The organism is Erwinia sp. INIA01 (assembly GCF_025947915.1).
GTDB classification, from domain to species: domain Bacteria; phylum Pseudomonadota; class Gammaproteobacteria; order Enterobacterales; family Enterobacteriaceae; genus Erwinia; species Erwinia coffeiphila.
In genome coordinates, this window is record NZ_JAPDNC010000002.1 from 773,344 (window position 1) to 797,598 (window position 24,255).

20 protein-coding genes are annotated in these 24,255 nt (G+C 54.3%); 15 read left to right on the forward strand and 5 right to left on the reverse strand.

The genetic code is table 11. The annotated features are described in order from the left end of the window. Nucleotide 1 precedes the first annotated feature (1 nt). The 7 genes from ispD (at nucleotide 2) to rpoS (ending at nucleotide 6,124) form a co-directional block, all read left to right on the forward strand. Nucleotides 2-718 (forward strand): 2-C-methyl-D-erythritol 4-phosphate cytidylyltransferase, encoded by a 717-nt coding sequence (gene ispD, locus OMR58_RS05370; protein ID WP_105593950.1) that lies wholly within the window; start codon nucleotides 2-4, stop codon nucleotides 716-718. Beyond that, entirely contained in the window at nucleotides 718-1,191 is a 474-nt protein-coding gene (gene ispF, locus OMR58_RS05375) for a 2-C-methyl-D-erythritol 2,4-cyclodiphosphate synthase (protein ID WP_105593951.1), read from the forward strand. The genes ispD and ispF overlap by 1 nt, the downstream gene beginning before the upstream one ends. Nucleotides 1,192-1,193: 2 nt before the next feature. After that, complete coding sequence (gene truD, locus OMR58_RS05380; RefSeq protein ID WP_264545403.1) at nucleotides 1,194-2,243, forward strand: tRNA pseudouridine(13) synthase TruD; 1,050 nt, start codon at nucleotides 1,194-1,196, stop codon at nucleotides 2,241-2,243. 206 nt (nucleotides 2,244-2,449) lie between these two features. After that, nucleotides 2,450-3,211 carry a 5'/3'-nucleotidase SurE gene (surE, locus tag OMR58_RS05385; protein WP_264545404.1) on the forward strand — a complete coding sequence of 254 codons (762 nt, stop codon included), beginning with the start codon at nucleotides 2,450-2,452 and terminating at the stop codon, nucleotides 3,209-3,211. Then, a complete protein-coding gene (locus OMR58_RS05390; RefSeq protein ID WP_200563398.1) occupies nucleotides 3,205-3,834 on the forward strand; it encodes a protein-L-isoaspartate(D-aspartate) O-methyltransferase in 630 nt (209 codons plus the stop codon). The genes surE and OMR58_RS05390 overlap by 7 nt, the downstream gene beginning before the upstream one ends. Nucleotides 3,835-3,990: 156 nt before the next feature. Then, entirely contained in the window at nucleotides 3,991-5,082 is a 1,092-nt protein-coding gene (nlpD, locus tag OMR58_RS05395; RefSeq protein WP_200563400.1) for a murein hydrolase activator NlpD, read from the forward strand. 49 nt (nucleotides 5,083-5,131) lie between these two features. Continuing rightward, nucleotides 5,132-6,124 carry an RNA polymerase sigma factor RpoS gene (rpoS, locus tag OMR58_RS05400; protein ID WP_105593956.1) on the forward strand — a complete coding sequence of 331 codons (993 nt, stop codon included), beginning with the start codon at nucleotides 5,132-5,134 and terminating at the stop codon, nucleotides 6,122-6,124. 71 nt (nucleotides 6,125-6,195) lie between these two features. Here rpoS and narL read toward each other — a convergent pair whose 3' ends face one another. After that, nucleotides 6,196-6,849, reverse strand: a complete 654-nt coding sequence (narL, locus tag OMR58_RS05405; protein ID WP_105593957.1) for a two-component system response regulator NarL — start codon at nucleotides 6,847-6,849, stop codon at nucleotides 6,196-6,198. Nucleotides 6,850-7,172: 323 nt separating this feature from the next. Between narL and OMR58_RS05410 the strand changes: the two genes are divergently transcribed. From OMR58_RS05410 to narI, 5 genes are read left to right on the forward strand one after another with little or no spacing between them, the layout of a single operon-like run. After that, nucleotides 7,173-8,561, forward strand: coding sequence for a NarK family nitrate/nitrite MFS transporter (locus OMR58_RS05410; RefSeq protein WP_264545405.1), 1,389 nt, complete (start codon nucleotides 7,173-7,175; stop codon nucleotides 8,559-8,561). A 37-nt stretch (nucleotides 8,562-8,598) separates the two neighbouring features. Then, nucleotides 8,599-12,360, forward strand: a complete 3,762-nt coding sequence (locus OMR58_RS05415; RefSeq protein ID WP_105593959.1) for a nitrate reductase subunit alpha — start codon at nucleotides 8,599-8,601, stop codon at nucleotides 12,358-12,360. Beyond that, a complete protein-coding gene (gene narH / locus OMR58_RS05420; RefSeq protein WP_200563406.1) occupies nucleotides 12,357-13,901 on the forward strand; it encodes a nitrate reductase subunit beta in 1,545 nt (514 codons plus the stop codon). The genes OMR58_RS05415 and narH overlap by 4 nt, the downstream gene beginning before the upstream one ends. After that, complete coding sequence (gene narJ, locus OMR58_RS05425) at nucleotides 13,898-14,620, forward strand: nitrate reductase molybdenum cofactor assembly chaperone (RefSeq protein ID WP_200547021.1); 723 nt, start codon at nucleotides 13,898-13,900, stop codon at nucleotides 14,618-14,620. The genes narH and narJ overlap by 4 nt, the downstream gene beginning before the upstream one ends. Before the next feature lie 3 nt (nucleotides 14,621-14,623). Then, nucleotides 14,624-15,301, forward strand: a complete 678-nt coding sequence (gene narI / locus OMR58_RS05430) for a respiratory nitrate reductase subunit gamma (RefSeq protein ID WP_200563408.1) — start codon at nucleotides 14,624-14,626, stop codon at nucleotides 15,299-15,301. Between the two features lie 192 nt (nucleotides 15,302-15,493). Here the strand turns inward: narI and mutS are convergent, their stop codons facing one another. The 4 genes from mutS to OMR58_RS05450 all read right to left on the reverse strand — a co-directional run bounded on the left by mutS (nucleotide 15,494) and on the right by OMR58_RS05450 (nucleotide 21,516). Next, nucleotides 15,494-18,055, reverse strand: coding sequence for a DNA mismatch repair protein MutS (mutS, locus tag OMR58_RS05435; protein ID WP_264545406.1), 2,562 nt, complete (start codon nucleotides 18,053-18,055; stop codon nucleotides 15,494-15,496). Between the two features lie 536 nt (nucleotides 18,056-18,591). Beyond that, on the reverse strand, nucleotides 18,592-19,443 hold the full coding sequence (locus tag OMR58_RS05440) for a fumarylacetoacetate hydrolase family protein (RefSeq protein ID WP_205066108.1): 852 nt from the start codon (nucleotides 19,441-19,443) through the stop codon (nucleotides 18,592-18,594). Nucleotides 19,444-19,462: 19 nt separating this feature from the next. Next, on the reverse strand, nucleotides 19,463-20,788 hold the full coding sequence (locus OMR58_RS05445; protein ID WP_200547017.1) for a CitMHS family transporter: 1,326 nt from the start codon (nucleotides 20,786-20,788) through the stop codon (nucleotides 19,463-19,465). 32 nt (nucleotides 20,789-20,820) lie between these two features. After that, nucleotides 20,821-21,516 carry an RraA family protein gene (locus OMR58_RS05450; protein ID WP_264545407.1) on the reverse strand — a complete coding sequence of 232 codons (696 nt, stop codon included), beginning with the start codon at nucleotides 21,514-21,516 and terminating at the stop codon, nucleotides 20,821-20,823. Between the two features lie 116 nt (nucleotides 21,517-21,632). On the opposite strand from OMR58_RS05450, the gene OMR58_RS05455 reads away from it, so the two are divergent. The 3 genes from OMR58_RS05455 to OMR58_RS05465 all read left to right on the forward strand — a co-directional run bounded on the left by OMR58_RS05455 (nucleotide 21,633) and on the right by OMR58_RS05465 (nucleotide 24,034). After that, complete coding sequence (locus OMR58_RS05455; RefSeq protein ID WP_105593967.1) at nucleotides 21,633-22,523, forward strand: LysR family transcriptional regulator; 891 nt, start codon at nucleotides 21,633-21,635, stop codon at nucleotides 22,521-22,523. A gap of 194 nt (nucleotides 22,524-22,717) precedes the next feature. Further along, complete coding sequence (locus tag OMR58_RS05460; RefSeq protein ID WP_264545408.1) at nucleotides 22,718-23,560, forward strand: winged helix-turn-helix domain-containing protein; 843 nt, start codon at nucleotides 22,718-22,720, stop codon at nucleotides 23,558-23,560. Between the two features lie 81 nt (nucleotides 23,561-23,641). Then, a complete protein-coding gene (locus OMR58_RS05465) occupies nucleotides 23,642-24,034 on the forward strand; it encodes a hypothetical protein (RefSeq protein ID WP_264545409.1) in 393 nt (130 codons plus the stop codon). The last annotated feature ends 221 nt before the right edge of the window (nucleotides 24,035-24,255 follow it).

The following is a 24,255-nucleotide window of genomic DNA, read 5'->3' on the forward strand; positions in this document are numbered from 1 at the left end:
CATGAACATCGCAGACTCCTGTCCGCACGTGATCGCCGTTGTGCCCGCAGCGGGGATTGGCAGCCGTATGCTGTCCGAGTGCCCCAAACAGTATCTTTCCATCGGCAACAAAACGATTCTTGAACACAGCCTGGATGCGCTGCTGGCGCACCCGGCGGTGACTAAGGCGATTGTGGCTCTCAGCCCGGATGATGTCTATTTTTCACGACTGCCGGTGGCGAACGACCCGCGTATTATTCAGGTGGTGGGCGGTAACCAGCGTGCCGACTCGGTGCTGGCCGGATTAAAAGCGGCTGAAAATGCGCAGTGGGTGCTGGTACATGACGCCGCTCGCCCCTGTCTGCATCTCAACGATCTTACCCGCCTGCTGGAGCTGACCCAGCGCAGTGAGGTCGGCGGTATTCTTGCCGCACCGGTACGCGATACCATGAAGCGGGCAACCGGCGGTGCCGAAACGATTGCCCATACGGTGGAGCGTGAAGCCCTGTGGCACGCGCTGACGCCGCAGTTGTTCCCGCTGGCGCTGCTGCGAAACTGTCTGGAGCGCGCCCTGCGTGAAGGTGCCAGCATTACCGATGAGGCTTCTGCCCTCGAGTACTGCGGCTATCACCCGGAATTAGTCAGCGGACGCAGTGATAATCTTAAAGTAACCCGGCCGGAAGATCTGGCGCTGGCCGAGTTCTATCTGACCCAAATTTATAATAAGGAGAACGCATAATGCGTATTGGTCATGGTTTTGATGTACACGCTTTTGGCGGCGAAGGCCCGCTGATTATTGGCGGCGTGCGTATCCCTTATGAGAAAGGATTACTGGCCCATTCCGACGGTGACGTGGCGCTGCATGCGCTGACCGATGCACTGCTGGGTGCGGCTGCGCTGGGCGATATCGGTAAACTCTTCCCGGACACCGACGCCGCCTATAAAGGTGCGGACAGCCGCGAGCTGCTGCGCGAAGCGTGGCGCCAGATTGAGAAAAAAGGCTACCGCGTGGGCAACGTTGACGTCACGATCATCGCACAGGCGCCGAAAATGCTGCCGCACACGCCGCAAATGCGCATCAATATTGCCGAAGATCTGGGTATCCACATGGATGAAGTCAACGTGAAAGCCACCACCACCGAAAAGCTGGGCTTTACCGGCCGCGGTGAAGGCATTGCCTGTGAAGCCGTTGCGCTGCTGATTAAGGCCTGAAGATGGATTTAGCAAAGCAGAACTGGCTGTACGGTAAGCCGACCGCCGAAGGCGTGCTGAAGGCCACGGCGGAAGATTTCGTTGTGATTGAAGATCTGGGCTACGCACCGGACGGCGACGGTGAACAGCTGCTGGTGCGTATTCGTAAAACCGGCTGTAACACCCGTTTCGTGGCTGAAGCGCTGGCAAAATTCGTTGGTATTCATCCGCGCGACGCCAGCTTTGCCGGTATGAAGGATCGTCACGCCGTTACCGAACAGTGGTTCTGCCTGCGACTGCCGGGTAAAGAGACGCCGGATATGCGCAAATTTGCGCTGGAAGGGGTTGAGGTGCTGGAAAGTGCCCGGCACCGCCGCAAGCTGCGTACCGGGGCGCTGCAGGGCAATGATTTCCGGCTGGTGCTGCGGCAGGTGACCGATCGTGATGCCGTAGAGCAGCGCCTGCAGCAGATTGCTCTGGGTGGCGTCCCCAACTACTTTGGCAGCCAGCGTTTTGGCCATAACGGTAACAACCTGCTGATGGCGCAGCGCTGGGCGGCAGATGAAATCCGCGTGCGTGAGCGTAATAAACGCAGTTTCCTGCTCTCGGCGGCGCGAAGCGCGATGTTTAATCAGGTCGTCAGCGATCGTCTGGCACAGCAGGGCACGCTGACGAAGGTATTGAACGGCGATGCGCTGCAGCTGACCGGTCGCGGCAGTTGGTTTGTTGCCACAGCAGAAGAGCTGGACACCCTGCAACAGCGCGTTGACGAAAACGAACTGCGTGTTACCGCACCGCTTCCGGGCAGCGGTGAGTGGGGCACCCGCGATGAGGCTCTGGCGCTGGAGCAGGCTTCTTTGGCATCGGAAACGGCCTTAATCGAGCTGATGACGCGTGAAAAGGTGGAAGCCGCACGCCGCGCGATGCTGGTGATCCCCCGCGATCTGCGCTGGGTCTGGCTGGATGATGCCACGCTGGCGATGAACTTCTGGCTGCCGGCGGGAAGCTTCGCCACCAGCGTGGTGCGTGAATTGCTTCTGCCGCAGGGCAGTGCCGACGAGGTTGATGAATAGCGCGCGGACCTGTTTTTCACTGCCGCTTCGGCGGCAGCTTCTAGTCGATTGAAACCAGAAACTTACACCTACCACAACCCGAATCATCCAGCTAAAATGGCTTCCAGCCACGCCCTTTATTCCGCGTATTTTTCATACGCACAGCGGTCAGTTATCCCTGCTGTCGGAATCGGGCGAACAAAAATTATCAACAGGTTAGGTGTTAAATGCGAATTTTGCTGAGTAACGACGATGGTATCCATGCGCCAGGTATTCAGGCGCTGGCAAAGGCGCTGCGCCAGTTTGCTGAGGTCCAGGTTGTTGCTCCCGATCGTAACCGCAGCGGGGCGTCAAACTCGCTGACGCTGGAAACACCACTGCGCACATTTGATTATCCCAACGGTGATATTGCCGTGCAGATGGGAACGCCGACTGACTGTGTTTACCTCGGGGTCAATACCCTGATGCGCCCCAAGCCGGATATTGTGGTCTCCGGAATCAACGCCGGGCCGAACCTCGGTGATGATGTTATTTACTCAGGAACCGTTGCGGCGGCGATGGAAGGGCGTCATCTGGGACTTCCTGCTTTGGCGGTGTCGCTGGACGGGCACCAGCATTATGAAACCGCAGCGGCGGTGACCTGCTCAATTCTACGTGCGCTGGAGCGTGAACCGCTGCGCACGGGCCGCATTCTTAATATTAATGTTCCCGATTTGCCGCTGGAGCAGATTAAAGGTATCCGGGTGACGCGCTGCGGCAGCCGCCATCCCAGCGACAGGGCGATTCAGCAACAGGACCCAAGAGGCAATACCATGTACTGGATTGGGCCTCCGGGCGACAAGCTGGATGCAGGCCCGGGTACCGATTTTGCTGCGGTTGATGAGGGCTATGTTTCGGTGACCGCTCTTCATGTCGACTTGACCGCCCATGCGGCGCAGGAGGTTGTATCTTCCTGGCTGTCACGCGTTGAGGTTGACCAAAAATGGTAAGCGGCGGCCGGATCGATACGCTGCTTACACTGCTGAGAAAGCAGGGTATTAACGATGAACGATTGCTGCAGGCGATAGAAGATGTGCCGCGCGAACGTTTCATTGATGAGGCCTTTGAGCATAAAGCCTGGGACAATATGGCGCTGCCTATTGGTTCCGGACAGACTATTTCTCAGCCCTACATGGTGGCCAGAATGACCGAGCTGCTGGAGCTCACCCCGCAGTCGCGCGTGCTGGAAATCGGTACCGGTTCCGGCTATCAGACGGCGATTCTGGCGCATCTGGTGGAGCATGTGTGTTCTGTCGAGCGCATAAAAGGTTTGCAGTGGCAGGCCAAGCGCCGACTGAAGCAGCTTGATTTGCATAATGTTTCGACCCGCCATGGCGACGGCTGGCTTGGCTGGCGTTCTCGCGGGCCCTTCGACGCGATTATTGTGACGGCTGCTCCGCCGGAAATACCGGATGCTTTACTGGCGCAGCTGGACGAGGGGGGCATTATGGTTCTACCCGTGGGGGAAGAGCAGCAGGTTTTACAGCGCATTCGCCGCCGGGGAGGTGAGTTTGTGGTTGAAACCATCGAACCGGTTCGCTTTGTTCCCCTGGTGCAGGGCGATCTGGCCTGAAGTGAGTCGCTAATAAAGATTAATACAACTGGCATGGCACGTTGTGGTTGATATTGCTAGTATCTGAATAATTCGCGCGGGCTGACACAAGATGCTGTAAACCAACAGCCCGGCCGCAGTTCTGTCTTTAATAAGCATTGCCGTAATGGGGGAAGAATGAGCACTGGAAGCCCGGTTTTTAAGTTGCGCCGTATTGCGGCCGTTTCATTGATAGGTTTTTGGCTGGCAGGTTGTTCCAGCGATAATACGCAGGCTCCCATCAGTTCAGTTGGCGGTAATGATTCAGGCATGCTGAGTAATTCAGGTGGCGGGGGCGGCGGTGGTTTTATTCCCGCGCGCCCGCCGTCGTCTTCAAATGGTGGAATGCTTTCCTCCTCCTCCTCTTCTTCTTCACCGAACGTGGTGACGGAAAACGGGCGCATTGTTTACAACCGCAGTTATGGGAACATTCCGAAAGGGAGCTATAGCGGTGATACTTATACCGTTAAGCGTGGCGATACTCTGTTCTATATTGCGTGGATTACCGGCAATGATTTCCGCGATTTGGCGCAGCGCAATAATATCCCTGCCCCTTACGGGCTCAACGTTGGCCAGCAAATTCAGGTTGGCAACGGCGGCGGTACGCCGATTACCGGTGGTAATGCAATCACGGTTGCCGATGCGACTGCGGGTGGCGTAACGACTCCTCCTTCCAGTACACAAATGAAGCCAACACCTGTTGCACGGCAACCGGTTATTACGTATTCTGAGGATTCAGGTACTCCAAGTGGAGGAAGTGGAGGCAAAATGCTGCCTTCATCCGGCACAACTGTTGCAACGACAACAGCGCCGGTTACCGCCCCGACCGTCAGCAGTACAACGGACAGCGCAACCCCAGTGGGAAGCTGGCGTTGGCCGACAGATGGTAAGATCATTGATAACTTCTCTGCTTCCGAAGGAGGCAATAAAGGTATCGATATCGCGGGTTCACGTGGTCAGTCCGTTGTATCCACCGCTTCAGGCAGGGTGGTATATGCCGGGAATGCGCTGCGCGGTTACGGTAATCTGATAATCATCAAACATAATGATGACTACCTGAGTGCTTATGCCCATAACGACACTATGCTGGTCCGTGAACAACAAGAGGTTAAAGCGGGTCAGAAAATAGCCACCATGGGCAGTACCGGCACGAGTTCGGTTAGATTGCACTTTGAAATTCGTTACAAGGGGAAATCCGTAAACCCGTTGCGTTATTTACCGCAGCGATAACCGGCAGAACCTTGGTGTTCTGCCCTGGAATCACGGGTAGGAGCCGCTTATGAGCCAGAATACGCTGAAAGTTAATGAGTTAAATGAAGATGCGGAATTCGACGAAAACGGAGCTGAGGTTTTTGATGAGAAGGCTCTTGTCGGAAATGAACCTGGTGATAACGATTTAGCAGAAGAAGAACTGCTGTCGCAGGGGGCCACACAGCGTGTGCTCGATGCAACACAGCTCTATCTTGGGGAGATTGGTTATTCCCCACTGTTAACGGCGGAAGAAGAAGTTTTCTTTGCCCGCCGGGCGCTTCGTGGCGACATTCCTTCACGTCGCCGAATGATTGAAAGCAATCTGCGTCTGGTGGTGAAAATCGCCCGTCGTTACAGCAATCGTGGTCTGGCGCTGCTGGATCTGATTGAAGAAGGTAACCTCGGTTTGATCCGCGCCGTTGAGAAGTTTGACCCGGAAAGAGGGTTCCGTTTCTCCACGTACGCCACCTGGTGGATTCGTCAGACGATTGAACGGGCGATCATGAATCAAACCCGTACCATCCGCCTGCCGATTCACATCGTGAAAGAGCTGAACGTTTATCTGCGCACCGCGCGTGAACTTTCCCATAAGCTCGATCATGAGCCCAGTGCGGAAGAGATTGCCGAGCAGTTAGACAAACCTGTTGATGACGTAAGCCGGATGCTGCGCCTCAACGAACGCATTACCTCAGTTGATACGCCGCTGGGCGGAGATTCTGAGAAAGCGCTGCTGGATATTCTGGCCGACGAGAAAGATAACGGTCCGGAAGATACCACCCAGGACGATGATATGAAGCAAAGCATCGTCAAATGGCTGTTCGAACTGAACGCCAAGCAGCGTGAAGTGCTGGCACGTCGTTTCGGCCTGTTAGGCTATGAAGCGGCCACGCTGGAAGATGTGGGTCGCGAAATTGGTCTGACCCGCGAGCGTGTTCGCCAGATTCAGGTTGAAGGTCTTCGTCGTCTGCGCGAAATTCTGCAGGCACAGGGACTGAATATTGAAGCGCTGTTCCGCGAATAATCGCGAAACTGCTGACTGAGTTAATGCGAAAAGCGACGATCTCCGATCGTCGCTTTTTTATTGCCTTCTTTTTAGCTATAGCCGTTTTGCAACGACCAGACTGCCGCCTCAACCCGCGATTTCATCTGTAGTTTCTTCAGCAAATGCTTAACGTGTACCTTCACTGTGCTTTCACTGATGCACAGGCGGCGCGCTATCAGTTTATTACTCATTCCCATTGCAATCAGTTTAAGGATATCGCGTTCGCGGGCGGTAAGCTGTTCAATATCCGGCACTTCTTTTGGTCGCTGCTGGCGGAGGCTGGCAGCCAACAGCGGTGGTAATGTCTCGCTCAGCACCATTTCCCCGGCGGCAGCGCGATGCAGCGAGTTCAGCAACGCTTCGGGCTCCATATCCTTGAGCAGATAACCATCGGCACCCCGCTTGAGTGCGCGTACGACATCATCTTCATAATCTGAAACGCTAAATACCACGATGCGGCCGCGGGCGTCTATCGCGCGCAGTTGTTCCAGCGTTTCCAGACCATTCATTCCTGGCATATGCAGATCCAGCAGGATCAGATCGTAGTCATTTTTTTCCGCCAGCAGTACACCTTCCGCACCATTGCCTGCCTCGCCAATCACCTTCAGACGATCGTCCATGCCGATCAGTTGTTTCAGTCCGGTACGAATCATCGGGTGATCGTCAATCAGCAGAACGGTCGCGGGAGCAGGGTTTTTAGTCATCCATTATTCCGGGGGGTTAATTGTGTAAAACGGCTGAATATACAGTGGTTGATACTATTGTCTTTCATTGAAGAGAGAATACCCATACCTCTTTTGGGGTAATACTTAATATCTTGATTATATGATAACGCCAGGTAATCACTTTGATGATTAAGTAACTAATTGATTTTATTGTTTTTATTTTTTGTTTTCTCTACCCCTCTTTAGAGGTAATCCTGTGCCTCGGCGTGTCGCCACCTGCAGGCTCGTTGATATACGTCAATTCGATCTGGGGCATTACTACTCAGGATGGTGCCATCATAAACAACACCACAGAGAAGAATATGTCCCAATCATCCCCTTCACCAGGAAAGAAAGGTAGTGCAGTCATTGAGAACTGGCAGCCCGAAAATGCTCAGTTCTGGGCGGCTACGGGAAAGCGAATTGCCAGCCGTAACCTGTGGATCTCAGTTTTCTGCCTGATGCTCTCTTTCTGCGTCTGGATGCTGTTCAGCGCCGTCGCCGTGAACCTGAATAAGGTTGGCTTTAACTTTACCACCGACCAGCTTTTTCTGCTGACTGCACTGCCTTCCGTTTCCGGTGCCATCCTGCGCGTGCCTTACTCCTTTGTGATCCCTCTTTTTGGCGGCCGTCGCTGGACTACTTTCAGCACCTGCTTTTTACTGCTTCCCTGCATCTGGCTGGGCTTTGCGGTGCAGAACCCTGAAACGCCGTTTACTATTTTTGTGATTATTTCTCTGCTGTGCGGCTTTGCCGGCGCTAACTTTGCGTCAAGTATGGGGAATATCAGCTTCTTCTTCCCGAAATCAATGCAGGGCGGCGCGCTCGGCGTCAACGGCGGATTGGGCAACCTGGGTGTTAGCGTCATGCAGCTGCTGGCTCCGCTGGCAATTTCGATGGCTATCTTTGGTTTTTTCAACGACGGTGGTTCAACTGGTAACAGCGGGATCTGGCTGGAAAATGCGGCCTGGATTTGGGTGCCGCTGCTGTTTATCGCCACGATTGCTGCCTGGTTCGGCATGAACGATCTGGCAGCCGCAAAATCATCACTGAGCGAGCAGCTGCCGGTGCTTAAACGCGGCCATTTGTGGATGCTCTCACTGCTCTATCTGGCCGCGTTCGGTTCTTTCATCGGTTTTTCCGCTGGTTTTGCCATGTTGTCAAAAACCCAGTTCCCCGATGTCGCCATTATGAAGTATGCCTTCTTCGGCCCGTTTATCGGCGCGCTGGCGCGTTCTGCCGGCGGTATTATTTCTGACCGTCTGGGCGGCGTTCGCGTTTCGCTGTTTACCTTCATCCTGATGGCGATATTCACCGCTCTGGTCTTCCTGACTCTGCCGACTGAAACAAGCTCTGGCTCGTTTATCGCCTTCTACGGTGTGTTTATGGTGCTGTTCTTCGCTGCCGGTCTGGGCAGCGGCTCCACCTTCCAGATGATCGCCGTCATCTTCCGCAAGCTGACCATCGATCGCGTCAAAGCCGCCGGTGGCAGCGATGAAACCGCGCAGCGTGAAGCGGTGACTGAAACCAGCGCCGCGTTAGGTTTTATCTCTGCAATTGGTGCGCTGGGCGGCTTCTTTATTCCGCAGACCTTCGGCATTTCGCTGAGCATGAGCGGCTCACCTGCCGGAGCAATGAAAGTGTTTCTCGTGTTTTACCTGATTTGTATTGCGATTACCTGGCTGGTTTACGGCCGTAAAAAAAATAACTAAGCGCGATAAAAAATAATTCCTTTTTGGAGCATGTCGTATGAGCAAATTTCTGGATCGTTTACGCTATTTCAAACAGCTGGCGGAACCCTTCTCCGGCGATCACGGGCAAACCCTGAACACCAACCGTGACTGGGAGGATGGTTATCGCAGCCGCTGGCAGCATGACAAAATCGTTCGCTCCACGCACGGGGTTAACTGTACCGGTTCATGCAGCTGGAAAATCTATGTAAAAAATGGCCTGGTCACCTGGGAAACCCAGCAGACCGACTATCCGCGCACCCGCCCGGATTTGCCTAACCACGAGCCTCGCGGCTGTCCCCGCGGAGCCAGCTATTCCTGGTATTTATACAGCGCTAACCGCTTGAAGTACCCCCTGATGCGTAAGAGCCTGATTACGCTCTGGCGCAAAGCGAAAGCCCGCCATAGCGATCCGGTACTGGCATGGCAGTCGATCGTGGAAGATGCCGAGCAGGCTACCAGCTATAAAGCGGCACGCGGGCGCGGTGGTTTCGTGCGTTCAAGCTGGCAGGAGGTCAATGAACTGATTGCTGCGGCTAACGTCTATACCGCGAAAACCTTCGGGCCTGACCGTATTATTGGTTTTTCGCCTATTCCGGCGATGTCGATGGTTTCCTACGCCTCGGGTTCGCGTTACCTGTCACTGATTGGCGGCACCTGTCTGAGCTTCTATGACTGGTACTGCGACCTGCCTCCGGCATCGCCAATGACCTGGGGTGAACAGACAGACGTTCCCGAGTCCGCCGACTGGTATAACTCTTCCTACATCATGGCGTGGGGCAGCAACGTTCCGCAGACCCGTACGCCGGATGCGCACTTCTTCACTGAAGTCCGCTACAAAGGTACCAAAACCGTCGCCATTACGCCGGACTATGCCGAAATCGCCAAGCTTTGCGATCAGTGGCTTGCGCCTAAGCAGGGCACCGACAGCGCGCTGGCGATGGCGATGGGCCACGTTATGCTGACCGAGTTCCACCAGCAGCGCCAGGTGGAATACTTCCGTAACTATGTTCGCACCTACACCGATATGCCGATGCTGGTGATGCTGGAGCCGCGCGACGGTGGCTATTACGCTGCCGGACGTATGCTGCGTGCCAGCGATCTGGTTGATGGCCTGGGCCAGGAAAATAACCCGCAGTGGAAAACCATTGCCATCAATGAAGCCAACGGTGAGCTGGTTGCACCGCAGGGATCGATTGGCTACCGCTGGGGCGAGAAGGGCAAGTGGAACCTCGAACAGCGCGAAGGTAAAGATCAGCAGGAAGTCGAGCTGCAGCTGAGCCTGCTGGACAAGCACGATGACATCGTTGACGTCGGTTTCCCTTACTTTGGCGGTACCGAAGTTCAGGACTTTAACACCGTCGCACTGGATGAAATCCTGCTGCACAAACTGCCGGTTAAGCGCCTGCAGCTGGCTGACGGTAGTACCGCACTGGTGACCAGCGTCTACGATTTGACGCTGGCGAACTACGGCGTTGAGCGTGGCATGAATGATGCTAACTGTGCGGCAACCTATGATGAGGTGAAGGCCTACAGTCCGGCATGGGCTGAGCAGATCACCGGCGTACCGCGTCAGAATACCATTCGTATTGCGCGTGAGTTTGCCGAGACCGCTGAAAAAACGCGTGGACGCTCCATGATTATCGTCGGTGCCGGTCTGAACCACTGGTATCACATGGACATGAACTACCGTGGCCTGATCAATATGCTGATCTTCTGCGGCTGCGTCGGGCAGAGCGGCGGCGGCTGGGCACACTATGTTGGTCAGGAAAAACTGCGTCCGCAGACCGGCTGGCTGCCGCTGGCCTTTGGCCTTGACTGGCAGCGCCCGCCGCGCCATATGAACGGCACCTCGTTCTTCTACAATCACTCCAGCCAGTGGCGCTATGAGAGCTTGCAAACCGAGGAACTGCTGTCACCGCTGGCGGATAAATCACGCTACACCGGCAGCCTGATCGACTTCAACGTGCGATCTGAGCGCATGGGCTGGCTGCCGTCGGCTCCGCAGCTGAACGTTAACCCACTGCATCTTGCGGCAAAAGCAAAAGCAGCAGGTGTTTCCCCGGTTGATTACACCGTTGCCGGTTTGAAGGATGGTTCCGTGCGTTTTGCCGCCGAGCAGCCTGACAACCCGCAGAACTTCCCACGCAACCTCTTTGTCTGGCGTTCTAACCTGCTGGGTTCTTCCGGTAAGGGGCATGAGTATCTGCTGAAGTACCTGCTGGGGACCGATAGCGGCGTGCTGGGTGACGATCTGGGTGAAATGGGTGCGGCGAAGCCGGAAGAAGTGGAATGGCGTGATAATCCTGGCAAGGGCAAGCTTGACCTGGTGGTTACGCTCGATTTCCGTATGTCGAGCACCTGCCTCTACTCCGATATCGTACTGCCAACCGCAACCTGGTATGAAAAAGACGACATGAATACCTCGGATATGCATCCGTTTATTCATCCGCTGTCTGCCGCCGTCGATCCGGCCTGGGAATCCCGCAGCGACTGGGAAATTTACAAGGGCATCGCGAAGCGTTTCTCTGAGCTGTGCGTCGGCCACCTTGGCGTGGAAACCGACGTGGTGACCCTGCCGATGCAGCACGACTCTGCCGCCGAGCTGGCACAGCCGCTGGGCGTGCAGGACTGGCACAAAGGCGAATGTGACCTGATCCCGGGTAAAACCGCACCGCATCTGATGGTTGTGGAGCGTGATTACCCATCAACCTATGAGCGTTTTACCTCCCTCGGACCGCTGCTCGATAAGCTGGGCAACGGCGGTAAGGGCATCAGCTGGAATACTCAGACCGAGGTCGATTTCCTCAAAAAACTTAACTACGTCAAGGCCGATGGTCCGGCAGCGGGCCGACCCAATATCGACAGTGCCATTGATGCGGCTGAAGTCATTCTGTCGCTGGCACCGGAAACCAACGGTCAGGTTGCGGTTAAGGCCTGGCAGGCGCTGGGTGAATTTACCGGGCGCGATCATACCCATCTGGCGCTGAATAAAGAGGATGAAAAAATCCGCTTCCGCGATATCCAGGCACAGCCGCGCAAAATTATCTCCAGCCCGACCTGGTCAGGTCTGGAAGATGAGCATGTGTCTTACAACGCCGGTTATACCAACGTTCACGAGCTGATCCCATGGCGTACGCTGACCGGCCGTCAGCAGCTGTATCAGGATCATCAGTGGATGCGTGACTTTGGCGAAAGCCTGCTGGTCTACCGTCCGCCGATTGATACGCGCACCGTGCAGCCGCTGATAAACCGCAAGCCTAACGGTAATCCTGAAATGGCGCTGAACTTTATCACGCCGCACCAGAAGTGGGGTATTCACTCAACCTACAGTGAAAACCTGTTGATGCTGACGCTGTCGCGCGGTGGTCCGATTGTCTGGCTGAGCGAGGACGATGCTAAGCAGTTAGGTATTGAGGATAACGACTGGATCGAGGCCTTCAACGCCAACGGTGCACTGACCGCCAGAGCGGTGGTCAGCCAGCGCGTGCCTGCGGGCATGACCATGATGTACCACGCCCAGGAACGTATCGTGAATATTCCCGGTGCGGAAACGACGAAGCAGCGTGGCGGTATTCATAACTCGGTGACGCGCGTCTGCCCGAAACCGACGCATATGATTGGCGGCTATGCGCAGCAGTCCTACGGCTTTAACTATTACGGCACCGTCGGTTCTAACCGCGATGAGTTCGTTATAGTCAGAAAGATGAATAATATTAACTGGTTAGATGGCGAAGGCAACGACGATTGCCAGGGCAGCCAGCAGGAGGTCGCTAAATGAAAATTCGTTCACAGGTCGGGATGGTATTGAATCTCGACAAATGTATCGGCTGCCACACCTGCTCAGTAACCTGTAAAAACGTCTGGACCAGCCGGGAAGGGATGGAGTACGCCTGGTTCAACAACGTAGAAAGTAAACCGGGCGTGGGATTCCCTCATGCGTGGGAAGATCAGGAGAAGTGGAAGGGCGGCTGGATTCGAAAAATTAACGGCAAGCTGGAACCCCGCATGGGGAGCCGTGTTGGCGTGCTGTCGAAAATCTTTGCCAACCCGCACGTGCCGGAACTGGACGATTACTACGAGCCGTTTGATTTCGACTATCAGCATCTGCATAACGCACCGGCCGGTAAGCACCAGCCGATTGCCCGTCCGCGCTCGCTGATCACCGGCGAGCGGATGAAGAAGATTGAGAACGGCCCAAACTGGGAGGAAATTCTCGGCGGCGAGTTCAGCAAGCGTTCGAAAGATGCCAACTTTGCGCATATCCAGAAGGAGATGTACGGCCAGTTCGAAAACACCTTCATGATGTATCTGCCGCGCCTGTGCGAACACTGCCTGAACCCGGCGTGCGTGGCGACCTGTCCTAGCGGTGCGATCTACAAGCGCGGCGAAGATGGCATTGTGCTGATCGATCAGGACAAATGCCGCGGCTGGCGCATGTGCCTGACCGGCTGCCCTTATAAGAAGATCTACTTCAACTGGAAAAGCGGTAAGTCGGAAAAATGTATTTTCTGCTATCCGCGCATCGAATCGGGCGCGCCGACCGTATGTTCAGAAACCTGTGTGGGCCGTATCCGCTACCTCGGTGTACTGCTGTATGACGCCGATCGTATTGAGCAGGCCGCTTCGGTGGAGAATGAAAAAGATCTCTACCAGAGTCAGCTGGATGTTTTCCTCGACCCGAACGATCCGGCGGTTATTGAGCAGGCACTGAAAGACGGCGTGCCGCAGAGTGTGATCGACGCGGCACAGCGTTCACCGGTGTACAAAATGGCGATGGACTGGAAGCTGGCGCTGCCGCTGCACCCGGAATATCGCACGCTGCCGATGGTATGGTACGTGCCGCCGCTGTCGCCAATTCAGTCAGTGGCAGATGCGGGGCAGCTGGGCCATAACGGCGTGCTGCCGGATGTGGAAAGCCTGCGTATTCCGGTGCAGTACCTCGCTAACCTGCTGACGGCTGGCGATACCGCGCCGGTACTGCTGGCGCTGAAACGCATGCTGGCAATGCGTCACTACAAGCGTGCCGAAACCGTTGACGGCGTTCATGACGTCAGCGCGCTGGAGCAGGTAGGGCTGACCGAGGCGCAGGCGCAGGAGATGTATCGCTATCTGGCGATCGCCAACTACGAAGATCGATTTGTGATCCCGTCCAGCCACCGCGAGCAGGCGCGTGAAGCCTTCCCTGAAAGTAAGGGCTGTGGCTTCAGCTTCGGCGACGGCTGCCACGGCAGCGACGTGAAGTTCAATCTGTTTAACAGCCGCCGCATCGATGCGATTGACGTGTCGATCAAAACTAAGCGGGAGGAAGATGCATCATGATTGCGATACGTCTTATCGCCCGTCTGCTGGATTACCCGGAGCAGGAACTCTTCGATCATCAGGAAGAGCTGCAGGCAGCTCTGCAGGAAGCGGATGAACTCAGCGGTGAACAAAAAGCGATGCTGGCGGAGTTTATCCGCCACTGTGCAGCGCGGCCGCTGCTGGATCTGCAATCCGACTACTGTGAGCTGTTCGATCGCGGTCGTGCGACGTCGCTGCTGCTGTTTGAACATGTACACGGTGAATCCCGCGATCGCGGACAGGCTATGGTCGATCTGTTGGATCAGTACCGTGCTGACGGCCTGGAGCTGGATGCCCGAGAACTGCCGGATCATCTGCCGCTTTATCTGGAATATCTGGCGCAGGGTGGGCTGGCCCGCGTTCGTCAGGGCCTGCAGGACGTTGCGCCTATTCTTGCTCTACTGGGTGCTCGTCTTGAACAGCGTGGCAGTCCTTATGCTCAGCTTTTCCCCCTGCTGTTGGATCTGTCCGGCAGCAGCGCCAGCCCTGAGTCGTTGCAGTCGCAGGTTGCGGGTGAAACGCGGGACGACACGCCGCAGGCGCTTGACGCGGTGTGGGAAGAGGAGCAGGTGTCCTTTATTGCCCGTATGAATCCACAGGGTGAAGGCTGCACGGCCACACATCAGCGCCGCTTCGCGGGGGCCGTCACTCCGCAGTACCTCGACGTTTCGACACTCAGCCAGCCAAGGGGAGAGTAGGTTATGCAATTTTTAAATATGTTCTTTTTTGATATTTACCCCTATCTGGCCGGTACGGTATTTCTGGTAGGAAGCTGGCTGCGCTACGATTACGGTCAGTACAGCTGGCGGGCGGGTTCAAGTCAGATGCTGAGCAAGAAGGGGATGAGGTTTGCCTCTAACCTGTTCCATATCGGGATACTCGGTATCTTCTTTGGTCATATTGTTGGCCTGCTGACGCCACACTGGGTTTATCAGTCCTTCCTGCCCATCGCTGCCAAGCAACAGCTGGCGATGATTGCCGGGGGGATCTGTGGGGCGATGACGCTGATCGGTGGCGGTCTGCTGCTCAAGCGCCGACTGACTAACGTGCGCGTGCGGGCGACCAGCAGCTTTGCTGACATTATGATCCTGACGCTGTTGGTGGTTCAGGCGGCACTGGGACTGTTAACTATTCCATTCTCGGCGCAGCATGCGGATGGGTTAGAAATGATGAAGCTGGTGGGCTGGGCGCAGGCGGTGGTGACCTTCCACGGTGGCGCATCGCAGCATCTGGAGGGCGTGGCCTTTATCTACCGCGTGCATATGGTGCTGGGTATGACGCTGTTCCTGCTGTTCCCGTTCTGCCGCCTGGTGCATATCTGGAGCGCGCCGGTCGAGTACCTCACCCGTCGCTATCAGCTGGTGCGTAACCGCCGCTGAAAATAAACGGTGAAATATAAAACGGGCTGGAATCTACCAGCCTGTTTTTTTATACGTTGCAACCTAGCCAGAAGGCAGTTCCCTCAGGCTTATCGCTGTGAGCGGGCGCTTAAAGCCCCTTTTGATTTCTGCCAGGACCCGCTAAGAAGCGGGCCTTTCAGCAGCTATCAACCAGAGCCTGTTAATGCCGGATTAAACCAGTGATTTCAGGCGGTAAATCCATTCCAGCGCCTGGCGAGGGGAAAGCGAGTCGGGATCGAGCGCTTCCAGTGCCTCAACGGCGGGGGATGTTTCTTCCACCAGCAGCGGCAGCTGTGAACCATCGGCTTTAGTGGCGGCGGCACTGCCGGAAAGGGCTTCAAGCTCTTTCAGCTTCTGCCGCGCACGCTTAATCACGTCCTTCGGCACGCCCGCCAGCGCGGCGACCGCCAGCCCGTAGCTTTTGCTGGCTGCCCCATCCTGCACGCTGTGCATAAAGGCGATGGTATCGCCGTGCTCAACGGCATCCAGATGGACGTTAGCCACGCCTTCAATCTGATCCGGTAAGGTGGTCAGCTCGAAATAGTGGGTGGCAAATAGCGTCATCGCTTTAATGCGGGTAGCCAGGCTTTCCGCGCAGGCCCAGGCCAGCGACAGGCCGTCGTAGGTGGAGGTCCCACGGCCGATTTCGTCCATCAGCACCAGGCTGTACTCGGTGGCGTTGTGCAGGATATTGGCGGTTTCGGTCATTTCCACCATAAAAGTGGAGCGGCCAGATGCCAGATCGTCCGCTGCGCCAACGCGGGTAAAGATTCGATCTACCGGGCCGATCACCGCCTGCTCTGCCGGAACGAAGCTGCCGATACAGGCCATCAGCGTGATCAGCGCGGCCTGGCGCATATAGGTACTTTTACCGCCCATATTCGGGCCGGTAACGATCAGCATGCGGCGCTGCGGTGAAAGCGCTAGCGGGTTGGCGATAAACGGTTCTTTCAGTACCTGTTCAACCACCGGATGGCGCCCGCCGGTCAGCTTAATCCCTGCTTTATCGCTCAGCGTTGGGCAGCTGTAGTTCAGCGTCCATGCGCGTTCGGCCAGGTTGCTCAGCACGTCCAGCTCGGCCAGCGCCGCGGCGCTCACCTGTAACGCTTCCAGGTGCGGCAGCAGCATATCGAACAGCTGCTCATACAGCGCTTTTTCCAGCGTCAGCGCTTTGCCTTTGGACGTCAGAACTTTATCTTCATATTCCTTCAGCTCGGGAATGATATAGCGTTCGGCGTTTTTCAGCGTCTGGCGGCGAACATAGTGGATCGGCACTTGATGGCTCTGACCACGGCTGACCTGAATGTAGTAACCGTGAATGGCATTGAACCCGACCTTCAGCGTGTCCAGGCCGAGCTTTTCACGCTCGCGGATTTCCAGCCGGTCAAGGTAGTCGGTCGCGCCGTCGGCCAGCGCCCGCCATTCATCCAGCTCTTCGTTATAGCCTGGCGCAATGACGCCACCGTCGCGCACCAGCACCGGCGGGGTTTCGATAATTGCGCGCTCCAGCAGCTCGCGCAGTTCGGCAAACTCACCCATCTGGCTACGCAGTGTTTGCAGATGGCCGGTTTGATTATTTTCCAGTACCTCATTCAGCTGCGGAAGCTGCTGGAAAGCGTGGCGCATGCGGGCCAGATCGCGCGGACGTGCGGTGCGCAGCGCCAGACGTGCCAGGATTCGCTCAAGATCGCCGATCTGCCGCAGCAGCGGCGAAAGCTCATCGTTGAGATCCTGCAGTGCGGCGATACTTTGCTGACGCTGGGTAATGACCTGGGTATTACGCACCGGACTGTGCAGCCAGCGCTTCAGCATGCGGCTGCCCATTGGCGTCACGGTTTTGTCCAGTACCGAAGCCAGCGTGTTTTCAATGCCGCCGGAAAGATTCTGGGTGATTTCAAGGTTTCTACGGGTAGCCGCATCCATAATGATGCTGTCCTGCTGGCGCTCCATGGTCAGCGAACGGATATGCGGCAGCGAGGTGCGCTGGGTATCTTTCACGTACTGCAACAGACAGCCTGCGGCACGCAGCGCCTGATGTGCCTGCTCCACGCCGAAACCGCTGAGATCGCGGGTTGCGAACTGCAGGTTGAGCTGCTGACGGGCGGTATCCAGCTCAAACTCCCACAGCGGTCGGCGGCGCAGGCCGCGGCGGTTTTCAATCAGCGCCATCGACGGGAAGTCTTCCGGGTACAGCAGCTCGGCCGGGTTAGAGCGCTGCAGTTCTGCTGCCATCGTTTCCTGATCGTCCGGCTCTGCCACACGGAAACGGCCGGAACTGATATCCAGCGTGGCGTAACCAAACCCACGCGCGCTTTGCCAGATGGCCGCCAACAGATTATCCTGGCGCTCCTGCAGCAGCGCCTCATCGCTGATCGTTCCGGGGGTGACAATACGCACCACCTTGCGCTCGACCGGGCCTTTGCTCAGCGCCGGATCGCCGACCTGCTCGCAGATCGCGACGGATTCGCCCAGCTGTACCAGCTTCGCCAGATAGTTTTCCACGGCGTGATAGGGCACGCCCGCCATCGGGATCGGTTCTCCGGCGGAGGCACCGCGTTTAGTCAGCGAGATTTCCAGTAGCTGAGAAGCACGTTTGGCATCGTCGTAAAACAGCTCATAGAAGTCACCCATACGGTAGAACATCAAAATTTCCGGATGTTCTGCTTTCAGCCGCAGGTACTGCTGCATCATGGGCGTATGAGAATCGAGATTCTTATTGTCAGTCACGGACATGGTTTGATTAATCCATTGAATTTAAAGTGTAATGTGATTTTGTTGTTTTCGTTGGTATCACGGTGTTGCTCAAAATAACGCGCAATCGTGCAGCGACTAGCGATGTAAAATCAATCGGTTAACTCTGCCCGATGATCGGCCCCGTTATCTACCGCTATAGTAGCCCAGTGACCAGCGGGCTGTCACAGGTAATAACGGAAGGCTTGCCGCAAACTTTGTATCAGGTTGAGAGATCGCTGCGATCGAGGTGAATCAGGCCAGGTTGCTAGGCTATGAGGCTGTCAGCTTATTGGCTTATTGGCTATCTTGTCAGATTGTCAGATTGGTGAATCGGTGAATCGGTGAATCGGTGAATCGGTGAATCGGTAAATTGGTGAATTGGTAAATTGGTGAATTGGTGAATTGGTGAATTGGTGAATTGGTGAATTGGTGGATTACCGGGTGCGGGAGAAGTGAATACGGGAAGGAACGATGTCGGGAAAGTGGCGGACCTGCCGCTTTCGGGCAGGTTCCGCCAGGTCTTTGATGTGATAAGGTCAGGCCGATCGGGCAAGCGTGCCGACAACGCGGTTGCTGAGTCGGCCAATCTTTTCGATTTCCACCGCAATAACATCATTTTCATGCAGGAACAGCGGCGGTACGCGCGACTTACCAACGCCGCCTGGCGACCCGGTAATAATCACATCGCCGGGTGACAGCGTGGTAAAAGTACTGATGTAGGCAATCATTTGCGGAATGGAATGAAGCATGTTCGCCGTCGTATCATCCTGGACCAGCCGATCGTTAAGCCAGGTTTTAATCGTTAAATTTTGTGGATCGCCAATTTCATCCGGCGTGACCAGCCAGGGGCCGAACGCACCGGTTGCCGGCCAGTTCTTACCGGCGGTGTACCATTTGTACTGCCAGTCGCGCACGGAACCATCCATATAGCAGCTATAGCCCGCCACGCAGGAGAGGGCCTGTTCTTCAGGAATATGCCGTGCCGTTTGGCCGATGATAATCGCCAGCTCTCCCTCGTAATCAAACTGATCGGAGCAGGCTGGCTTAATAATCATATCGTTATGGCCAACCTGTGAGTCTGCAAAACGAACAAACAGGGTGGGGGCCTCTTCGGTTTCATTAAACTCTTTGCGTTTCTGCGCATAGTTCATGCCCACACCGAAGATTTTGCCAGGCCGGTCTATCACCGGAAGAAACTGAATATCATTGATCTTCAGATCCGGAGAACAGGACTGGTACTGGCTGAGATCGCTTAACTGATGCTGGCTTAAAAACGTATTAATATCATGGCAGCCTGTATGGCGACCGATATCAATAATGTCATCATGACGGTAAATACCGAAACTCCGGGCACCGGTTTTGTTGATGATAAAGTTAATGATTTTCATAAATAACCTGGCTGTTATCTTAAAGTGGAACCGTATTGGTCAGAACCAGTGAGAACACCATGACAAACGAGAACACCACGACAGGTAAGAAGGAAAAACGGATATGATCTTTCAATTCAACGCCGGCCAGGCCAATTGCTAAATAGGTGGTCGCAAAGACCGGGCTGAGCATCATGGTGATATTTTTCCCCACCACCATGGTTAACCCCATCTCTTCCCAGCTTAAACCATAATTGGTTCCGACTTTGGCAACCAGAGGGTAAATACCGTAGAAGAAAGCATCCGGGCCAATCACAAAACCAATTAATCCGCCGAGCAGCCCCATGATGATATGCAGATGTGAGCCTAAGGAGTCGGGCATCACGTGAAGCACCACGTCGGCCATTTCCGTGAGAATTGAGGCGTCGCCACCACCGCTTAAAATACCGACGAAAACGCCGGCCGCCATCACCGTGCCGGAAATCATATAGGCAGAGTAGGCATATTTTTTCATGACGCCTTCCTGTGCCTTGAGATTGGGATAGTTGAAAATCATCGCGGCGGAAAACGCGCACATAAAGATAATGTAGGCCTGAATATGCGTGATCAGCAGCAGGAGTGTGGCGCCGACCACCAGCGTGACGTTGATAGCAAACAGCAGGCGGTTTTGCTTACCTTCAACTGCATGGTGTCCTTTACCCGTCGCCTTCTCTGGCTCCAGCTCTGCTTCCGGAATCGGCAGACCACGCGCAATTCGCCGTTTTTCCTGCAGGCCTAAATACAGCCCCAGCACAATCATACAGACCAGCCCAATCACCTGGGTTGGGATCAGTCGATGATAGAGGGCATTCACGTCAAGGCCAGACACGGCAGCAACGCGCGCCAGCGGACCGGCCCATGGCGTAAAGTTGGTTACTCCCATGCCAGCCGCCAGCATACACAGCAGCACCACAGGCCTGATGCCGAACTGCTTATAAATCGGCAACATGGCGCCAATGGTGATTAACACCGTAGGCACAGACGAGCCGTCCAGGTGAGCAATGGTCGCAATGCATCCGGTCACCACCACAATTGCCACTACGCTGTTGCCGGCAATTTTGGTCATCCAGTTAACCAGCGGCTGGAATACCCCGGCATCGGTGACAATGCTGAAAAAGATAATTGAGAAGGTGAATAACACCGCGTTAGGCGCGGTTTGCATCACGCCTTTCATGATGTAATCATTCATCTGCATTGGCGTATAGCCTGCGCAGAACCCGGCGATAATGGAAAGAAAAATAAATAATGAGATGGGAGTGGCTTTTCCTTTAATCAGGAAAAACATCAGGCATGCAATGAGTGCATAACCAATCAGGGCAAGGTACATATTATTATCCTTATTATGAGTTGACGATATTTTTACACCGGGCAACCTGCTTTACGCAAAATGGAGTTGAATCTTTCCGGGTCGCTGCTGCCGCTGGCATTATTTTCCCTGATGGCTTCTTCTTTCTTTAAATGCGCTTTAGCGCGTACCAGCACGTTCTCTGCATCAGAAGGTGAAATCGCCAGTGCGCCATCGCTGTCTGCCAGGACCAGATCGCCGGGGTTAACTACCATGCCGCAGCAGGCAATGGGCACATTCACTTCTCCCGGCCCGCTTTTATCCGGTCCACGATGGGTATGGCCTTTGGCAAATACCGGTACCTGGCCGTCCGCCCACTCGGCTAAGTCCCTGATAGCTCCATCAACGATAAATCCGGCAATTTTCTTTGTGAGCGCAGTCGTACGGATCAATCCGCCAATCAGCGCCTGGGTAAGGTCACCGCCGCCGTCAATAACGATCACATCGCCGGGCTGTGCCTGTTCCAGTGCCTTATGGATCATCAGATTATCCCCAGGGCGCACTTTAACGGTGATGGCCGGACCGCAGATGCTGATGTTGACGTCCTGGTGGTAGCGCTGTAATCCGGTCGCTCCGCTTATTCGACCAGTGCAGTCGCCTGCTACCGCCACAGGAATAGAGTGAAACTCTGCAACAATGTCCGGTGAGAGAAGATTCTTACGCTCGGCAATATAGAATCCGGCTGGCCAGCTGCTACGTTCGTTATTCATAGTACCTCTGCATTAATATTATCTGTTTACGCCTGTTATCCGTGCGGACATTATTGTTACCAGTATTCATTTCCACTAATATACTTTTTTATTTAATTGATGAATTTCAGGAATGAATGATGAATAACAGAGAGTTAGGCTATTTTATGGAAGCGGCTCGCATCATGAATTTGGGACTGGCTTCACAAAACCTCAATATCACTCAGCCAGCACTCTCTAAGTCGATCGCTCGCCTGGAAAAAGATCTCAATATCAAGCTGTTCAAGCGATCCGGGCGAGGGCTGGTACTGACCGAAGCGGGCAGCATCCTCTACCAGCGCGGACTGATGCTGCAAAGTTCATGGCATGATGTAGCGAAAACCATGGCGGAGTTGAGCAACGGTCGTCGGGGAGTAGTGCGGGTTGGCAGCGCAGGTTCGGCAACCCAGTTTCTGCTGCCGGAGGTTTGTAAGCGCCTGCAGCAGGAAGCGCCGAATGTGAAGCTGGAGATCCAGATCGGGATGAATGATGTGCTTTTCAGCCTGCTTGATAAACATGAACTGGATATCATCATCGGCCCGCTGGTGGGGTATAACAAACCGGTGGTGCAGCTTCCGGTGACCACCGATCGGGTCGTGGTCGCGGCTTCACGATCTCATCCTTTGGCTGACGGCCCCGCGAGCCTGCGCGATCTCAGCCGCTATGGCTGGATACTGCCGGCAAAAACCGTCTCCATGCGTCAGTGGCTGGAACGCATATTCTATGAAAATCACTGCGCCGCCCCCGAGGTAAAAATTGAGATCAGTTCTCTGGCTGCCGTACCGGGGCTGATTGCCAGCAGTGGCCTGCTGAGTTTTATTTCTGAAAATAGCCTGGCTGAAAAAGAATTTGCCTCGCTGCTGACGCGCATCGATAACAACCAGTTGGTGATGGCGCGCCGCGTGGGCATTACCTATTTGCAGGATGCCTTTCTGTCACCGGCTACGCAGCAGGTTATTGATATTACCTGTGCGTATGGGCAGCACTAAGAAATAATGCACCTTAAAAAACCTCTTCACGATGTGGCGAATTATTAAGTTCTCCACGTCAGTGCCATTTTTTATTTAGATAAATGAAAATATCTTGTTGTTCTTAATCATCATTAACCTTTAAGTCGGTGAACTTGTGCAGCCTGATTAGCCGGGCTATTATTTCTGAATCATCCGCGCCCAAATGCCAGACTATGAAACTATACCGGATAGACAATCAGTTACTCTATAATCCTGCTGACCACTCTTTGGTAAGAATTGATGACGATCTCTCCAGGATGGTTCTTAGCCATATAAGTAGCCGGCTATTTTGTCTTTTCCTGGAAAGCGACGGTAGCGCGATCCCACGTAATATCATTCTACAAAAAGTCTGGGATGAACACAGCCTGACCGCTTCTGGTAGCAATCTTAATAATTATATCAGTGGGTTAAGGAAGCAGTTCGTAGCACTTGGCCTGGAAATACCGTTGATCATCACAGAACCCAAAATTGGCTTCAGAATAGATGCCGCTCGGGTGAGCGTTGAGGTTTATCCTGATGAGATACGGGCGGAAAGTATCCCGGATGCCGTGACCAACATCGATGAAAAGCCAGTTCATTTTACAGAGAAGCTATCCGGCTCCGAAAGCCGTTTGTACTCGCTAAAAAGGGTCTGGTTTTGGCTCGCTAGCATCTTTACGGCAGGAACACTGATTTTGTTTTTGTGGGAAGGGATCACCGCTTTTTATACTCCAGAGCCCCGTATAATAAGTGGCGTTCACTACTCTTTCACTGAGGGTGGTTGTTCATTCTTCACCCCCGAAAATAGCTATAGCAGTTTCGATGTTGAAAATTCTCGTAGAGTGATTTTATCACTGGTAAAAAAATATTCTGCGCCCTGCCATGGGAACGGGGTTGTCATTTATGATTTATTTGGCGTGTTTAATAATAATATTTATAACGGCAGGGCGCTCGTTTCTAATTGTGAGGCTGAAGCTAATTCAATAGTAAGCTGCAAGAGTTATTTTATATACTCAGTAAGTGATCATAATGAATAAAATTATTGTTTTTTTACACTGGCTGTTTTGTTACTGATTTCTTTCAGTGTGTTTTATTACAAGAAGTCCTCTGAAACGACTATGCTCGATTTCGAATGTGTAAGTCAGTTTACTTTTCTGCTGGGTGAAAAAGAATCGCCGCCGAAAGAAAGTGCCATGCTGCGTTATCATGCAAAACCTGATGGGACCGGGCTGTACAGCGTTGATGGCATCTTCGATAGCGGAACGGAAAAATATCGCGTTGCCCGTACCGTTCATTTCACCTATAAACCTTATGGTAATGAGACCTATCATTTTACCGTCACCGCCGTTGAGATTAACCAGCGAGAAACTGTGCCGCAGGCACTTTACTGGCAATACTTATCGGATAAAGTGGGCACTACTCGCGTATCCAAAATCAGTAAGCTTGGTCGCGATGCTTACATTCTCGGCACAGCAACAACGCCTATGGTGATTTGTACCCGAGCCAGATGATCAACGGTTTGTCTGTAGAGCACTTTCAGTGCTGCGTTCATTTTTCTTAACAAATATTCGCGGTCGCATGGAAGGGCATAGCATTATCATCGCAGGCCGGGCAGGCTGGAACTCCTGTGAGGTTGTGATATCTAATGCTGAAACTCAGTAAATATCAGCCTGATTGAGTTAGCCAACCTGATACCTGTGGCGACAGCATGTTGGCGTGTCGCTGGTCGTCG

What these genes read in the sequence shown, in the direction of transcription:
- narJ (WP_200547021.1), top strand. Translation starts at nt 13,898, where the DNA reads ATGATTGCGATACGTCTTATCGCCCGTCTGCTGGATTACCCGGAGCAG.
- OMR58_RS05460 (WP_264545408.1), top strand. Translation starts at nt 22,718, where the DNA reads ATGAAACTATACCGGATAGACAATCAGTTACTCTATAATCCTGCTGAC.
- narH (WP_200563406.1), top strand. Translation starts at nt 12,357, where the DNA reads ATGAAAATTCGTTCACAGGTCGGGATGGTATTGAATCTCGACAAATGT.
- OMR58_RS05450 (WP_264545407.1), bottom strand. Translation starts at nt 21,516, where the DNA reads ATGAATAACGAACGTAGCAGCTGGCCAGCCGGATTCTATATTGCCGAG.
- OMR58_RS05390 (WP_200563398.1), top strand. Translation starts at nt 3,205, where the DNA reads ATGGTAAGCGGCGGCCGGATCGATACGCTGCTTACACTGCTGAGAAAG.
- OMR58_RS05445 (WP_200547017.1), bottom strand. Translation starts at nt 20,788, where the DNA reads ATGTACCTTGCCCTGATTGGTTATGCACTCATTGCATGCCTGATGTTT.
- narI (WP_200563408.1), top strand. Translation starts at nt 14,624, where the DNA reads ATGCAATTTTTAAATATGTTCTTTTTTGATATTTACCCCTATCTGGCC.
- OMR58_RS05440 (WP_205066108.1), bottom strand. Translation starts at nt 19,443, where the DNA reads ATGAAAATCATTAACTTTATCATCAACAAAACCGGTGCCCGGAGTTTC.
- surE (WP_264545404.1), top strand. Translation starts at nt 2,450, where the DNA reads ATGCGAATTTTGCTGAGTAACGACGATGGTATCCATGCGCCAGGTATT.
- ispD (WP_105593950.1), top strand. Translation starts at nt 2, where the DNA reads ATGAACATCGCAGACTCCTGTCCGCACGTGATCGCCGTTGTGCCCGCA.
- OMR58_RS05455 (WP_105593967.1), top strand. Translation starts at nt 21,633, where the DNA reads ATGATGAATAACAGAGAGTTAGGCTATTTTATGGAAGCGGCTCGCATC.
- nlpD (WP_200563400.1), top strand. Translation starts at nt 3,991, where the DNA reads ATGAGCACTGGAAGCCCGGTTTTTAAGTTGCGCCGTATTGCGGCCGTT.
- narL (WP_105593957.1), bottom strand. Translation starts at nt 6,849, where the DNA reads ATGACTAAAAACCCTGCTCCCGCGACCGTTCTGCTGATTGACGATCAC.
- ispF (WP_105593951.1), top strand. Translation starts at nt 718, where the DNA reads ATGCGTATTGGTCATGGTTTTGATGTACACGCTTTTGGCGGCGAAGGC.
- truD (WP_264545403.1), top strand. Translation starts at nt 1,194, where the DNA reads ATGGATTTAGCAAAGCAGAACTGGCTGTACGGTAAGCCGACCGCCGAA.
- OMR58_RS05415 (WP_105593959.1), top strand. Translation starts at nt 8,599, where the DNA reads ATGAGCAAATTTCTGGATCGTTTACGCTATTTCAAACAGCTGGCGGAA.
- OMR58_RS05465 (WP_264545409.1), top strand. Translation starts at nt 23,642, where the DNA reads ATGCTCGATTTCGAATGTGTAAGTCAGTTTACTTTTCTGCTGGGTGAA.
- mutS (WP_264545406.1), bottom strand. Translation starts at nt 18,055, where the DNA reads ATGTCCGTGACTGACAATAAGAATCTCGATTCTCATACGCCCATGATG.
- OMR58_RS05410 (WP_264545405.1), top strand. Translation starts at nt 7,173, where the DNA reads ATGTCCCAATCATCCCCTTCACCAGGAAAGAAAGGTAGTGCAGTCATT.
- rpoS (WP_105593956.1), top strand. Translation starts at nt 5,132, where the DNA reads ATGAGCCAGAATACGCTGAAAGTTAATGAGTTAAATGAAGATGCGGAA.